Annotated in this window: 21 protein-coding genes; 19 read left to right on the top strand and 2 right to left on the bottom strand. The window is 57.5% G+C overall.

The annotated features are described in order from the left end of the window. Positions 1 to 402: 402 nt before the first annotated feature. Genes VN622_11015 through VN622_10995 form a run of 5 tightly spaced genes read left to right on the top strand, consistent with a single transcriptional unit; the run spans position 403 to position 2,275 of the window. Positions 403 to 609, top strand: coding sequence for a hypothetical protein (locus VN622_11015; GenBank protein HWR36388.1), 207 nt, complete (start codon positions 403 to 405; stop codon positions 607 to 609). Further along, entirely contained in the window at positions 606 to 1,130 is a 525-nt protein-coding gene (locus VN622_11010; protein ID HWR36387.1) for a hypothetical protein, read from the top strand. The genes VN622_11015 and VN622_11010 overlap by 4 nt, the downstream gene beginning before the upstream one ends. Positions 1,131 to 1,148: 18 nt before the next feature. Next, positions 1,149 to 1,385 (top strand): helix-turn-helix transcriptional regulator, encoded by a 237-nt coding sequence (locus tag VN622_11005; GenBank protein HWR36386.1) that lies wholly within the window; start codon positions 1,149 to 1,151, stop codon positions 1,383 to 1,385. 26 nt (positions 1,386 to 1,411) lie between these two features. Next, entirely contained in the window at positions 1,412 to 1,627 is a 216-nt protein-coding gene (locus VN622_11000) for a hypothetical protein (GenBank protein HWR36385.1), read from the top strand. 30 nt (positions 1,628 to 1,657) lie between these two features. Further along, complete coding sequence (locus VN622_10995) at positions 1,658 to 2,275, top strand: hypothetical protein (protein HWR36384.1); 618 nt, start codon at positions 1,658 to 1,660, stop codon at positions 2,273 to 2,275. Here VN622_10995 and VN622_10990 read toward each other — a convergent pair. Further along, on the bottom strand, positions 2,265 to 2,570 hold the full coding sequence (locus VN622_10990) for a hypothetical protein (GenBank protein HWR36383.1): 306 nt from the start codon (positions 2,568 to 2,570) through the stop codon (positions 2,265 to 2,267). The genes VN622_10995 and VN622_10990 overlap by 11 nt on opposite strands. Positions 2,571 to 2,818: 248 nt before the next feature. Here VN622_10990 and VN622_10985 point away from each other — a divergent pair, with 248 nt between their 5' ends. The 14 genes from VN622_10985 (at position 2,819) to VN622_10920 (ending at position 12,904) form a co-directional block, all read left to right on the top strand. Beyond that, entirely contained in the window at positions 2,819 to 3,247 is a 429-nt protein-coding gene (locus VN622_10985) for a hypothetical protein (GenBank protein HWR36382.1), read from the top strand. Beyond that, positions 3,159 to 5,009: a terminase TerL endonuclease subunit gene (locus VN622_10980; GenBank protein HWR36381.1), complete on the top strand. Its 1,851-nt coding sequence runs from the start codon at positions 3,159 to 3,161 to the stop codon at positions 5,007 to 5,009. Before VN622_10985 ends, VN622_10980 begins: the two co-directional genes overlap by 89 nt. Next, positions 5,006 to 6,268, top strand: coding sequence for a phage portal protein (locus VN622_10975; GenBank protein ID HWR36380.1), 1,263 nt, complete (start codon positions 5,006 to 5,008; stop codon positions 6,266 to 6,268). The genes VN622_10980 and VN622_10975 overlap by 4 nt, the downstream gene beginning before the upstream one ends. Next, positions 6,252 to 6,947 (top strand): HK97 family phage prohead protease, encoded by a 696-nt coding sequence (locus tag VN622_10970; protein ID HWR36379.1) that lies wholly within the window; start codon positions 6,252 to 6,254, stop codon positions 6,945 to 6,947. Before VN622_10975 ends, VN622_10970 begins: the two co-directional genes overlap by 17 nt. Before the next feature lie 3 nt (positions 6,948 to 6,950). Further along, on the top strand, positions 6,951 to 8,363 hold the full coding sequence (locus VN622_10965) for a phage major capsid protein (GenBank protein HWR36378.1): 1,413 nt from the start codon (positions 6,951 to 6,953) through the stop codon (positions 8,361 to 8,363). Between the two features lie 61 nt (positions 8,364 to 8,424). After that, entirely contained in the window at positions 8,425 to 8,739 is a 315-nt protein-coding gene (locus VN622_10960) for a hypothetical protein (protein ID HWR36377.1), read from the top strand. A gap of 33 nt (positions 8,740 to 8,772) precedes the next feature. After that, a complete protein-coding gene (locus VN622_10955) occupies positions 8,773 to 9,396 on the top strand; it encodes a head-tail connector protein (protein HWR36376.1) in 624 nt (207 codons plus the stop codon). Positions 9,397 to 9,541: 145 nt separating this feature from the next. Next, the gene (locus VN622_10950) at positions 9,542 to 10,198 is read left to right on the top strand and encodes a glycosyltransferase family A protein (protein ID HWR36375.1); all 657 of its coding nucleotides are present in this window, start codon (positions 9,542 to 9,544) and stop codon (positions 10,196 to 10,198) included. Beyond that, positions 10,180 to 10,515: a phage head closure protein gene (locus VN622_10945; protein ID HWR36374.1), complete on the top strand. Its 336-nt coding sequence runs from the start codon at positions 10,180 to 10,182 to the stop codon at positions 10,513 to 10,515. Before VN622_10950 ends, VN622_10945 begins: the two co-directional genes overlap by 19 nt. A 169-nt stretch (positions 10,516 to 10,684) precedes the next feature. After that, entirely contained in the window at positions 10,685 to 11,191 is a 507-nt protein-coding gene (locus VN622_10940) for a hypothetical protein (GenBank protein ID HWR36373.1), read from the top strand. Next, on the top strand, positions 11,188 to 11,598 hold the full coding sequence (locus tag VN622_10935) for a hypothetical protein (GenBank protein HWR36372.1): 411 nt from the start codon (positions 11,188 to 11,190) through the stop codon (positions 11,596 to 11,598). Before VN622_10940 ends, VN622_10935 begins: the two co-directional genes overlap by 4 nt. 13 nt (positions 11,599 to 11,611) lie before the next feature. Further along, on the top strand, positions 11,612 to 12,208 hold the full coding sequence (locus VN622_10930) for a hypothetical protein (GenBank protein HWR36371.1): 597 nt from the start codon (positions 11,612 to 11,614) through the stop codon (positions 12,206 to 12,208). Positions 12,209 to 12,284: 76 nt separating this feature from the next. Beyond that, entirely contained in the window at positions 12,285 to 12,695 is a 411-nt protein-coding gene (locus tag VN622_10925; protein HWR36370.1) for a hypothetical protein, read from the top strand. An 86-nt stretch (positions 12,696 to 12,781) separates the two neighbouring features. Next, the gene (locus VN622_10920) at positions 12,782 to 12,904 is read left to right on the top strand and encodes a hypothetical protein (GenBank protein ID HWR36369.1); all 123 of its coding nucleotides are present in this window, start codon (positions 12,782 to 12,784) and stop codon (positions 12,902 to 12,904) included. On the opposite strand, the gene VN622_10915 is transcribed toward VN622_10920, so the two are convergent. After that, positions 12,901 to 13,470: a hypothetical protein gene (locus VN622_10915; protein ID HWR36368.1), complete on the bottom strand. Its 570-nt coding sequence runs from the start codon at positions 13,468 to 13,470 to the stop codon at positions 12,901 to 12,903. The genes VN622_10920 and VN622_10915 overlap by 4 nt on opposite strands. Between the last annotated feature and the right edge of the window lie 46 nt (positions 13,471 to 13,516).

The following is a 13,516-nucleotide window of genomic DNA, read 5'->3' as shown; positions in this document are numbered from 1 at the left end:
TGCCCGCGCATATTTGTGCGGGCGATAGGTACCGATGAAAGATACTGCGCTCACTGTCGGCCAGGAAGTCACAAATGCAGAGCGCGCAAAACCGCGGACCTGCGTCGGCCTTCGAGAAAGATCGTCGACCGAAAGGCTATTGCCGCCGCTCGAATGTCCAGTCTGTTCGGGTGATCAGCTCGAGTGGGCGTGGAAAGCGGAAGATCCTAAGTTCTACGCCGGCGCAATCATCTGCCGGAGCTGTCGTAGTGTGTTGAACGTCGACCATCAGTCTTAATCGACAAACCAAAACAAATTCCCATATCGAAAGTGTCGCGGGCTAAACGGCCCGCGAGTGCACGGTCGTGCGCGCTGCATCGCTGCGCAGGCGGCACGCGCGACCGTTCGCGCCGAGGAACGAACATGACAGACGGACAGACGATGGTCGCAGTGACAGTCGCGGTCCAGATCATCAGTGCAGCGATACACGTCGGAATCTCGAAGCGCGCGCAGACCGAGACTGACCGGCGCTTGGAAAATGTGGAGGGCGACGTGATGAATCACGAGGGTCGGATCTCTAACGTCGAAGGGAAGCTCTCGATCGCCATGCCTGCGAGAGCCGGGCGATGAGCGCAGTCGCAGCAGTGGTGCTGTCGATGCCGAAGCACGATCTCGCGCGCTTTTGCCTGGTGCACGGTGCCGAGCTGCAGACTGCACTCATAAAGTCCGACGATGGATTCGGGAAACCCATCGACGCTCCGCTGTTGCTATGGGCGATGGCCGGCAGGGAATCGAGCTTCGGAAAGAACCTGAAGCCGAGGCATGAGCCTGCTTATGACATCGGCGGGAAGTATGCGGATACTAAGGCACTGAAACGTTGTGGATCCGCCTACGCGTGCTCTTACGGACCGCTGCAAATCATGGCGTGCAACGCGCTCGATGTCACGCTGGACGAATTGGCGTCCGAGCCGGAGAAAGCGATGAAGGCCTCGGTGGATCGGCTTCGCATGTGGGTCATCGGCCGGCAGAAGGCGGACACGATCGAAGAGATCTGCGATGCCTGGAACACCGGTAACTTCCGCGACCGGATCGTGCCGCATGAGTACATCGCCGAAGTGAGGCACTACTACATAACCGAAGTGATTGGATGAACCTCAAGGACGGATCGCTTGCGCACACAATCGCCTGCTGATATGCGCGCCCGGCGTGTGGCGCCACTAAGTGACCGGGAGCTCACTGTCCTCCAGCTCGTGGCATACGGCAAGCACTACTCCGACATCGCAGAAGAGCTGTTTATCACTCTCGGGTACGTGAAGGCGCTAGGCAGTATGGCGGCGCAAAAGCTAGGCGCTGGCGGAATCGCACACGCCGTCGCGATGGCGCTGCGGCGCGGAATCATTGAATGATGCTGCACTTCTAACGAGGTGGTCGAATGAACCTCAAGGATCTGATTCTCTCAAAGCGCGTGGTCGGCGTCGCGGTCGGACTGCTGTTGCGTGTGCTTGCGCAACACGGAGTCATCGTCCCAGACGAAACGCAGGAAGATCTCGTCGCGGGGCTAATCGATGTTCTCACTGCACTCTGGGTAATTGTGACGAAGATCCTAGACCAGCGAAGGGCTCAACGTCTGTTGCAATCGGCCCAATAACTCGAATCACCAAGCATCAAGGAGGATGCAATGAAGAAGGTGTTCTCAGTACTTGCGGTGCTCACGATCCTGTTGGTGGCGTGCGCATTCACCGGTTGTCCTGACCAAACGAAGCCGATCGAGGTCATCGCGCGCGATGGCGTCGCCGCGGCGAAGGGCTTCATCGAAAGCGAACAGAAGCAGCACCTCGAGGAATGCCAGGCGGCGCCGACGAAACCGGTGTGCATAGCCATTAATAAAGCGATCGCATCACAAAACCTCGTTATCGACGCGATCGAAGTCTACTGTGCATCACCAGAGTTCGCGACTGGTACGAAGCCATGCGTACCGCATCCTAACGCCGAGACACAATTGCGTGAGTCACTGCAGCTACTGAACGACGTGGTGAAGCAAATCAAGACCCTTACCGCGGGCGTTCGACCAGGTCCCGATGATCCGATTGTGCTGAACGCAGGTGTTGGGTTCCTGACGCTGTTGGATATGGCGCTTGCCATTCTGTCCGGCCTACTGGTCTCGCTCGGATCCAATCCAAAGTTCGTAGGCGTCGTTGCCAGTATCGAGCAGGCCGTGTCGTCGCTGAGCAAAGCCAGAGAGGAAGTCGTGACCAAAGACAACCTCGAGGCCTTGCGTACTGAACCTAAGTGGTGAAGTTGTGCCCATAGCTCCAAGGCGTCCGTGCACTCATCCAGGATGCAGGGCTCTCACGACGGATGGGCGTTGCAGTAAGCATCGCGGCGGTCCGCCCAGACTGTCGGCCGCGCGGCGTGGCTACGATCGACAGTGGCGCAACTTCAAGATTGGGTACCTGCGGAGGCATCCGAAGTGTGAGGCCACGAAGGGATGCTCCAGGGCGGCCACTGAACCACATCACATCGTCCGCCTGGTAGACGGCGGGGCCAAGTACGACGAGCAGAACCTGCAGCCGCTCTGCGATCCGTGTCACAACTCGCTCGGCGGACGCGGCGGACTGGCGTAGAACCGATCCAAACAGTCCAGATTTGTATAAATCTCCCGATTTTCATAGACCGGGGGTGGGTCGGATCTCTACGCGCGCCTTGCGGAGACCGTCCCGCCAGTGCTTTTCACGCTTCCGCAAAATTCGTGTTTTTTTAAAGCTTGTCCCGGGCCGCTAATTCGTTGCAACGAAAGAAGCGCGATGACGCTGCCCGGGGCGGGACGAGGCCGAATGCTATGGCGCGACCGAGAAAACCAACGGCACAACTCGAGAGATCGGGCGCTTTCAAGCACGATCCGCAGCGAGCGCGAGAGCGCGAGAACGAGCCCGTGCCGTCGGGACCGCTCGGAGATCCGCCGGAGAACCTGAAAGAGTTGCAAGTCGAGATATGGAACGAACTCTCAGGCCAGGCAGCGGAAGGAGTGCTCACCGTCTGTGACCGGATGTACCTGGAGATCACTTGCGGCCTGATGGCCCGTCATCGCGCCGGTGAACTTCTGAAGGCTGCCGAGTACAACCTGATCATTTCCTGTCTTGGGAAGATGGGGATGACGCCCGCGGATCGAAGCAAAATCAATGCCCCGACCAAGCAAAAGCAGGAAACAGAATCCGAGTTCCAAAAGCTCGCAGCCGCCGCGCGGGGCAAGCGAACAGAAGTCAACTAACGAACTCTGTCCGTTTCCCGAATGCGGCCGTCCGGCCGAGCACGAGGGCGAGCACAAAATAGGCCGCGACTACGTTGCGATCGCAAAGCAGTATGCGTCAGATGTGATCAAAGGCAGGATTCCGGCATGTAAGCAGGCGATACAGGCCTGCCAACGATTCGAGAACGACCTTCGGCGTTCGAAGGGAAAAAAATTTGAGTTCGTCCTAAGCGACGAATCGGCTGAGTACTGGTGCCGCCTGCTCGAGGCCTTCACTCATGTGAAAGGAAAATGGGCGAAGCGCAAAGAGCGCCTGGTCCTCGAGCCCTGGCAATGTTTCTTCGTTGTCAACGCCTTCGGTTGGGTTGAGAAGGCAGAACCGACACGTTACCGGTTTCACAAAGTTATTTTGATCATTCCCCGCAAGCAGGGGAAGACCTTCCTCAGTGCCGGCATCGGCCTTGGGAAAGGATTTGCCGACGGCGAATATGCGGCGGAGGTGTACTTCGGAGCGACGAGCGAAGAGCAGGCCAAGCGCCTGGGGTTCAAATTCGCTCGCGCCATGGCATTGCGATCGCCGGAGTTCTGCCGTGCGTTCGGCGTCAAGGTCAACACACACAACCTGGTGAAGGAAGAAGACGGCTCGATATTAAAGGCTGTCATCGCCAAGCCTGGGGACGGCGACTCACCATCATGTTTCATCGGTGATGAGGTCCATGAGTACCTCACTTTCGAACTGATCGACACGATGGAACAAGGCATGGCGGCGCGCGAGAATCCGTTGAGCGTGATCATTTCTAGCGCCGGTAGCAACACAAGCGGTCCGTGTTATCTGATTCAGCGCGACCTCGAGCGAATCCTGGCAGGCAAAGTCGTAAACGAACGTGTATTCGGAATTATCTACACCATCAACAAGGGAATGGACTGGAAGAGCGAAGACGCTCTCCGAATGGCCTGTCCGAATTACGGAATCTCGGTCGAGCCGTCGTTTCTATTAAACCAGCGCGACTCGGCCGTCGCATCGGCACATAAACAGAACGCGTACAAGCGCAAGTACTTGAACATCTGGGACGGTGCGAGCGCCGGCTGGATGAACATGGAGAAGTGGAAGGCGTGCGCGGATCCCACTCTCCGAATTGAGGATTTCGAAAGCGAAGAATGCATCATCGGCCTCGACCTGGCGAGCCGCAAGGACATTGCTTCCAAGGTGTATCTGTTCCAGCGCCTCATCGATGAGAAGCGGCACACCTACATGTTTGCGAAGCACTACGTCAGCGAACTGGCCGTCCAAGAGAGCACGAACGAGAACTACAAAATCTGGGCCGAGCAAGGGTTACTCACCGTTACGCCCGGAAATATCACGTCTTTCGGGCATATCAAAAGGGACCTGATCGAGGACCGGAAGCGGTTTGTCATTCGTGAAATTCCGCTCGACATGACTCAGGCAATCGCGCTCATCACCCTCATCCAGGAAGAGCCGGAGTGGGACGAATCAATAGAGTTCGTCGAGACTGCGCAGAACTCCAAAACATTTTCGCCGGCAATGAAGGAAGTTGAAGCCGACGTATTTGACGGCTGCCTCCACTACGACGGCGACGCGGTATTCGACTGGATGATGTCGAACGTCGTCTGCCGCACCAACCAGCGCGAAGACATTATGCCGGAGAAGGAACAGCCGGAGAACAAGATCGACGGCCCGGTCGCGCTGTTCATGGCGCGGCGCCGCACGATCGTGCTGCAACCGCAACCCACGCACGAAAGCGAAGGATTGATGATCGTATGAACCGACTGCAGAAGATGGCTAGCTGGATGTTCGAGAAGGCCGTTGGATTTCCGGTGTGGCCGGTTAGTCAGCAGATGCCGGGGGCGTTTCGTCAGTTCTTTGGAATTACGGACGGCGCCGTCACCGGACTCTCAGCGCTGCAGTTGTCTGCCGTGTGGACCTGCTGCAATCTGCTGGGCCGCGTGACGAGCACGCTGCCGATCGACGTCGTCAAAAGCGACGGCGGCGTGAGTCGGCCGATCGATCACTACATTAGCGAAGTACTCGAGCGCCCGAACGAATACATGAGCAAGGTTCCTTTCTGGGAAGCCATGCTCCTAAGCCTAAACCTGCACGGCAACGCCTACGCGGAGATCGTGAGGATAGGGAAGAGAATCACGGCGCTGTGGCCCTTACCATTCGAACGCACGCGCGTGCACTTCAAGAACCGCAATCTTCTGTACGACGTCTCCATTCCGGATGGAACGATAGCGCGGTTCGCGCCCAAAGACATTCTGCACATCCGCAACTTCTCGATCGATGGCATCAACGGCATGTCGCCGATATCGGCCAGCCAGGTAATTGCGCGCACGATGTCAGCCTCGAAGTTTCAGACGGCGTTTCTAAGGAACGGAGCGCGGCCTTCAGTCGCATTCGTTGCTCCGAAAGACGTGAAGTACAGCCCTGAGGCAAAGGACCGGTTACGTGAAAGCGCCGAGAAGCTTTATACGGGAGAGGAGAACGCCGGTCGAATTCTGTTCATGTTTGACGGCATGGAACCGAAGCCATTCTCCGTCTCGCCGGCCGACGCGCAGATCCTCGAGCAGATGCGGGCAGGATCAGCAGAGATCGGTTCGATGTATGGAGTTCCAATGTATTTCCTGAATGACTCCCAAAACGTTCCAACATTTGCCAGTGCCGAGCAGTTCAACCGGAACTTTGTGGACTACGGCGAGGGGCCACTGTGCGTCCGCATCCAGGACGCGGTCAAGCATTCGTTGTTAGCGAGTGACCAAGGCGTGAGCATCAAGTTCAATCTCGATGCGCTCATGCAAGGCGATTCGATTAGTCGCATTAACTACATCCGCACCGCTGTGTTCGCCGGCGTGATGACTCCGAACGAGGGGCGCGCCAAGCTCAACCTTCCTCCGAAGCCAGGCGGCGACGACCTGATCGTGCAATCGAACAACACGCTGCTGAGCGCGCTCGAGGATCTCGCCTCCGCCGCGGCAGCGAAACCCCAACTATCTGCTGGAGGTCGAAATGTCCCGGTCAACTAAGGATTTCAAGTTCTACATGAAGGCCGTAGACGATAGAGGTACTTTCGAAGGCGTCGCTGCTGTGTACGGCAACGTAGACCTGGGCGGCGACGTCATCGAGTCGGGCGCGTTCACCCGGACGATCAAGAACAACGGCGGCGAAGTCCCCATCCTCTGGCAGCACGACTCGCATGAGCCGATCGGCATGGGAAGGCTCGAAGACTCCAAGGAAGGCCTGCTGATTCACGGCGACCTGGTCATGGAGTCTGACGTCGCGAAAAAGGCGCACGGCCTGATGAAGGCCAAGGTGCTCAAGGGATTGTCGATCGGCTACGACACGATCGTCAGCGAATACGACAAGGCCAATGATATCCGCAAGCTCAAGGAATTGAAGCTCTGGGAAGTGTCGCTTGTCACCTTCCCGATGAATCCGAAGGCGCAGGTCACCGGCGTGAAGGGCTCGATCGACGAGCTCGCCGCGTTTCTGAAGCAGGAGATGGACGAAGTGAAGTCTGGCCGGCGAATGAACGTCGCCACTCGCGACGCCCTGAAGCGCGCCATGGATGAAATCTCGGCACTGATGACCGCGGACTCCGACACCGACTCCGCCGGAAAATCACTCGCCAAGCACAACTGCAGCGACTCGGAACTCCACTCGCTGTTCGATCAGTTCAAAAACTTGAAGTTTCACGGAGCATAAGCAATGAAACGTAAACACATCGCTCGCTTCCAACAGGAGTTCCGTGGCTCGAGGATCCTGTCCTTCCTCGGGTTGAACCTTCTCACCCGTACGTTCCCGGTCCTGGCCGTCATGCTCGTTGCATTCGGCGTGTACGCCTTCGCCGCGGGCGAGCACAACACTGCCGGCATTCTGATGGCGAGCACCGCTCCCATTATGCTGCCTGTCGAAACCAAGGAATTCCTGGACAAGGAGCTGAAGGGCCTGCGCGAGCAGCTCGGTACCTTCACCGAGGACGCTCAAAAGCAAATCAAAGCCAATGGGACGATGGCCGAAGAGACCAAGACCAAGCTCGACAAGACGTTGACTGAGATCGCCGAGACGCGCGATCGCATCAAGGGCATCGAGGACAAGCTCTCCAAGTCGACGTCGCTCGGTGATGGTCCTGAATCGAAGACGCTCGGCGCTCAGGTCATCGAGTCGGCCGAGTTCAAGGATTTCGCTTCGAAAGGCTCCAAGTCTTCGGGTCGCATCATGGTCGTTGGCGGCTTCAACCGCAAGACTGCGATCGTAAACGCCACCGGTCAGAATCAGCCGCTGGTTCCGGCACAGCGCGTGCCCGGAATCGTTGCGCCGATGGTTCAGCGGCTCTTCCTTCGCGACCTGCTGAACACGGTTCCTGCTACCTCGAACTCGATTGAGTTCGTAAGGGAAAACTCCTCGACCAACGCCGCGGCTCCTCAGGGCAAAGGCAGCTCGCCCCAGGTCTATGAGAACGTGTCGAAGGCCGAATCGGCGCTGTCCTTTGCACTTACGAACGAACCCGTGCAGACCGTCGCGCACTGGATCCCGGCGTCGCGCCAGGTGCTCGACGATGCTCCGTCGCTCGGCGGATACATCGACGGCCGCATGCGCTACATGCAGGCGCTGAAGGTCGAAGACCAGTTGCTGAACGGTACCGGAACGAGCGGCGACCTGAACGGCCTCGTCACGCAGGCGACCGACTACGACACCGACCTCACCGTAAGTGGGGACACCATCATCGACAAACTCCGTCACGTCCTGCTGCAGATTGAGTTGGCGAACGGCTTTACCAATGTCGTTGTACTCAACCCGACTCAGTGGCACGACATCGAACTGCTCAAGACGACCGGTACCGCGAGCTCCGGCCAGTACATCTTCGGCAACCCGCACGCGGTTACGACTCCGATCATCTGGGGCCGCAACGTGATTCCGACGCCTTCGATGGTTAACGGAAAGTTCCTCGCCGGAGATACCCAGATGGCGTGCGACCTGTACGACCGTCAACAGGCAAGCATCGAAATTTCGCGCGAGCATAGCGACTTCTTTATCAAAAACATGGTTGCCATCCTTTGCGAAGAGCGCCTTGCCCTGGTCGTCTATCGCCCCGACGCTCTGGTGTACGGGTCGTTCTAGAACATCCTCCTGGGACTCACTGCCGGGGCTGGGAAACCAGCCCCGATTTTTTGGAGACAACATGTCAGACCAACGTGTTCGCGTCCGGATGTTGCGCTCGATCGACAGCCTAAAGGCCGATCGCGCGTACAACCTGCCGGAGTCGTTAGCTCAGAAACTGATCGCAACCGGAGACGCTGAGAGCGTGAAGGCTGCCGTCCCGAAAGACAACAAGATGCTTGTTCGCGCTAGCCAGCCCGAAGCTGGATCCACCGAGAACAAAACGCTGGCGTCGATGACGAAAGCGCAGATTGTCGAGCACGCAAAGACGCTCGGCGTCGAGCTCGACAGCAACAAGACGAAAGCTGAGTTGATCGCCGCGCTCGAGCAGAAGTAGACGACCTACAACGAACAGCAAAGGAAGCGACCGGTGGACAACTACTCGTTGGTGAAAATCGCGGACGCGGAAGACGAGCCGATAACACTGTTCGAGGCCCAGACTCATCTACGCCTTCCCGTCCAGTCACCGTCCAACGCCGAAGAAGACGAATACGTCACCGCGCTGATCACCGCTGCGCGTGTAGCGATTGAGAATGAGATCAATCGCCCGATCGGTACGCAGACGTACGAGCTGGGGCTCCGCTACTGGCCGACGATGCTGCGGTTCCCGCGTCCACCGCTGATCAATGTCCTAAGCATCAAGTACGAACTCTTTGGCGGCGAGAAGAAGACGCTGTACGACACGATCGCCTCGCCGGCGATCAATTCGTCGGTCTTCAAGGTTGACGCCTCGGGAGATCCCGGCGAGTTGTGGCTGCGAGGGACTGAGTCCTGGCCGGCCGACGAGCTGGAGCCCGGGTACCCCATACGGATTCGTTTTACCTGTGGAATCGCCGTGCTCGAGCAGCCATTGAAGCAGGCCATGTTGATGGTCCTGTCGCACCTGTATGAGAACCGCGAGCCGGTCGGGAGCGGAACGCAGGCTCAGCCTTTCGAGTTGCCAATGTCGGTGAAGTGGCTGTGCAAGCCATACGCTTTTGAGGAGTTCCGGTAATGGCGCAACAAGTCGTGAGCATTACGGTTAACGTGTCTCGTCCATGGGTATACGTGTGGGCGTTTCTGAAAATCTGCTTCAATCGCGACGTCAAGTGGCTTTTTCGTCGTGCGGTTAGGGTTGCCTGATGTTCATCTCCTGCATCATGCCGACCACCGACAGACGGAGGCAGTTCATTCCTCGCGCCGTTGCGTGCTATCTGGCCCAGACCTGGCAGGAAAAGGAACTGGTCGTCGTAGACGACGGCGCCGCGCCTATGTGGGATCTAGTCCAGCACGTCCCCGGCATCGTCTATCTGCGGTACCCGCCGCGCATGAACGTCGGGCGGAAACGCAATATCGCGTGCGAGCACTCGGCCGGCGACGTCATCGCGCACTGGGACGATGACGACTGGAGCACTCCGGACCGCCTGGTTGTCCAGGCCGATCGGCTGTTGGGGACGAAGAAGCCGCTGTCCGGAGACGGCTCCCTGCTGTTCTGGGACGTCCGGACGAACGACGCCTCAATCTATGCCGGAGGCAAGGATTACGCCTGCGGATCGACGCTGATGTACCGCAAAGACTTTTGGGAACAAAACCGATTTCTCGGCGTTGAGTGTGGAGAGGATTCGAACTTTGTAGGCCGCGCCGCGCGCCTTGGAAAACTGGATGTACGTGAGGACAGCGAGGTTCGCCCCGTGGTCATCGCGACCATCCACCATGGGAACACTTCGGCGAGATCTCCGTACCAGTGGCCCTCGGTCCCGAAGGCGCGCATTCCTAATGGCTACTTTGAGGGAGTTGCATGCAAGCAGGCAAGCTGAGACACCGGATCACCATCCAGCGGCGTCCGCTGACGAAGGATTCCGCCGGGCAGCGCACCGGTCCCTGGGAAGACGTGTTTATCGACCTTCCCGCGGAGGTCCGCGACCTGGCCGGCCGAGAACTCGTATCTGCCCAGGAGATTCATGCCGAAGTGACCGGTGCCATCTTCTTGCGCGGCTTCGAAGGTTGGCGATCGCAAATCAAGCCCGACATGCGCGTCGTCTCCGGCGAGCGCATCTTCGACGTGCGTTCCGTAACCAATCCGGATGGACGCAACCGTGAGCTGCAACTGCTAACGATGGAGATTGTCGGATGAGACAGCCTCTTGAGGCTTACGGCATGCTGTTCGCTCACGGCGGGATGGTTCGCGGCAAGGTGTCTGTAGTGAAGCCCCGAAAGGAAGAATGGGTCGCGTGCACGAAATGCGAAAAAGTGATGCCCAGGTCCTTTGTTGAACTGCATGAGTGTAAGAGGGGCGACTAGCTGTGGCCGCTAAGACAAGAATCAAGATCAACTTGGATCCAAACTTTCTGCGCAAGGTGCAGAACGCCGCAAAGGCGGCAGTGCGCGACTGCTTCGAGGACGAGATCCTGCCGGCAGCTCGCGAAGGATCGCCGAGGGACACCGGGGAGAACGCCGATTCGATCGGGATACGAGTTCGCAGTTATCCAGGAAGAGTTCACGCGCGCATTTTCACGGAGTCCGGGCACGGCGGCTATATCGAGAAGGGAACGAGGAAGATGGGCCCGCGCCCATACATTCTGCCCGCGGTCGAGAGGGGCCTCGCCAATCTCGGCGATCTGGTTCGGGCGCGCCTGGAGAAGTTTGCAAATAAGTACGAGGACGTTCCTGACGAGCTGATCTCGAATGCAATAAACAAGCTGAAGACAAAGCGCGACAAGGGAGTCGGCATTGTCGGTGCCAAGGAAGCGAAGCAAAAGTCAGAATTGAAGCGATTCAGGAAGAATCAGCGGAAACGGGGTCTCCTGTGATCGATTCGAATGCAGCACTCCGCGCTTGGCTATTGAGTGATCCAGCGATCGTCGCACTTGTTGGTGGCCGTGTGTATTGGCCGACGCTGCCACAAGACCACCTCCCAGAGCGGGATGGCCTCGCCATAACGGTCAGCACGCGAGGTGGCCGTTCTGACGCCGAGATGCCAATTATCAATCCCAGCGTGCAGATCGAGACGTGGGCTCCGGCCGGCGAGCATGTTCGCGCGCGTGAGGTCTACCGCGCCATCTACGACCTGTTGCACGGGGCGTGCGGAATAGATCTAGGCGCTAATGGCTATGTGCTGTCTTGCCTGGAGGAAGTCCAAGGTCAGGACTCAATTGACCCGGAAACAAAATGGGCCACGGTCCTCAGCTTTTATCGGCTGATGATGCGAGCCAATTAACAAAGGAAACGAAATGGACAATCTGAATGCAGGCACCGTCGCCGAGGTGCTCGTTGGCCCGGTGAAATTCTACGTTGCACCGAAGGGGACGGAACTCCCCACTACCACCGATGACACCGTCACGTGGCCTGAGGCATGGGAAAACCCAGGATACACAGAGGATGGTCTACAGATGTCGTATACCCCGACGATTGTAGAGATCACGGTCGACGAAGAACCAAACCCGGTGGACGAGATTCTCGACAAGGAGAAGTCGACTCTCTCGGTGAAGCTGGCGCAGAACACGTTCGCGAACATGAAGCTCGCTATCTCCGCATCAAAGCTTACCGCTTCGCCAGCGTCCGCCACTGAGGTTGGTACGGAAACGCTCTCAGTAGGCGGCGGAACTCTCGATGAAGTCATGGTCGGCTTCCAAGGCAAAAACGAGCTGGGGTTCTGGCGCGTCTTCATCGGCTACCGCGCAAAGGCGAAAGCCAATCTCCAGATGTCGTTCAAGCGCAACGGCAAGCAGATCATCCCCGTCGAGTTCTCGCTGCTGGCTGACTCCACCAAGCCCGCCGGAGAGAACGTGTTCAAGATCGTGCAAAAGAAGGCTCCGAAGACGGCGTAATCGCCGCTTCATCATCATCACTTCAACTTAGAGAAATGGGCTGCCTGCGGGCGGCCCTTTCTTTTCCAGGAGCTCCATGGCAAACGAACGAACCGAAGCTCAAATACTGGCTCATGCGCCGTTGACCTTGCGACTCGGTGACACCGATTACGAGGTGAAGGTGCTCGGATTTACGAAAGCAGAAGAATGGCGCGCGGAAGCCGTCAAGGCCGTCTCTTCGATCGTCTCCGTCTACAAGAGCGATTGCGGCTCGAACGACATATTCACACAAGGCCTGGCATTCTTCTTTCTGCAGTTTCCCGGCAAGATGCTCGACCTCGTCCTCTCGTACGCCACAGACATTCCGAGCGACACCGTCAAAAAAGAAGCGACAGACGAGCAAATTGCTCTGGCGTTCGGCCAGATTATGAGCATCGCATTTCCTTTTACGAAAGAGCTGGGGATGATCTCGCGTGTGATGGGGATAGCGTCGACCCTTACACAATAGGCGAGATTTTCGAGATTGCCCTGAGGGAGTGGCACGTCACTCCCGAATACATATTCGACAACTGGAATGAGGAAATCCTTACGCTGATGTTTCTTAAGCGTAAGCGGCGCTTCGAACGCATGGCTGAGGCGCGCGGCGATCGCCCTCGTAAAGTGTCGGATTCCCAGCTCTTCGCAAAAATGGGCTACACCCCGGAAGAGGTGAACTAAATCTTAGGGTCTGAACTTGGCATACGTTTGTCCAACTCCTCGTTCAGAGCATGGTCTTTCAGTATGACAACCGACTGGTCCACTGTGCCGAAGTATTGGAAGCTCAATATCTCCGTGTCGCCACTTTTCCAGGTGTGGTTCGTTCCAACGAATTTTGCTCCCATTCTGTTCTGAACTTCTTGAGTAGTGGCGTCCGAAGATGCTCCATATTTTGCAGTGAGAGCGCGTACCATTCCGGCGTAGTCGTCCTCAAAAAAAATGTAAGTGATCTTCGCGAGCTTGTTGTCTACATGCCAGAGCATGGTTTTAGGCAGTTCACCGCCCGAAGACGAATTGATGCACACAACAACTCCGGGGCCGTTTCCCCTTCCATCGCACATGACGATGGCGAAAAAATTTCCGCCCTTGAGGACGCGCTTACTGTCTTTTATGGACTGGCCAAGCTGATTACGCATGAAGCTGTTGGATGGGCTCGCGGGTTTTTGAGGATGTTGCGCTTGCCCGTCTCCGGCGGATACCGGCGTTGAAAGGGCCGCAAACAGAACAGCAACCAGTAACGTCTTCATTGGATTGTCTCCCGTCCCTATTAGGCAACACACGATAGCAAGCCAT

The sequence above is a fragment of the Clostridia bacterium genome (assembly GCA_035561135.1).
In the GTDB taxonomy this organism is placed as follows: domain Bacteria; phylum Acidobacteriota; class Terriglobia; order Terriglobales; family Acidobacteriaceae; genus DATMYA01.
The sequence above is the reverse complement of the archived record's forward strand: the minus strand, read 5'-3'. Positions and strand labels throughout refer to the sequence as shown.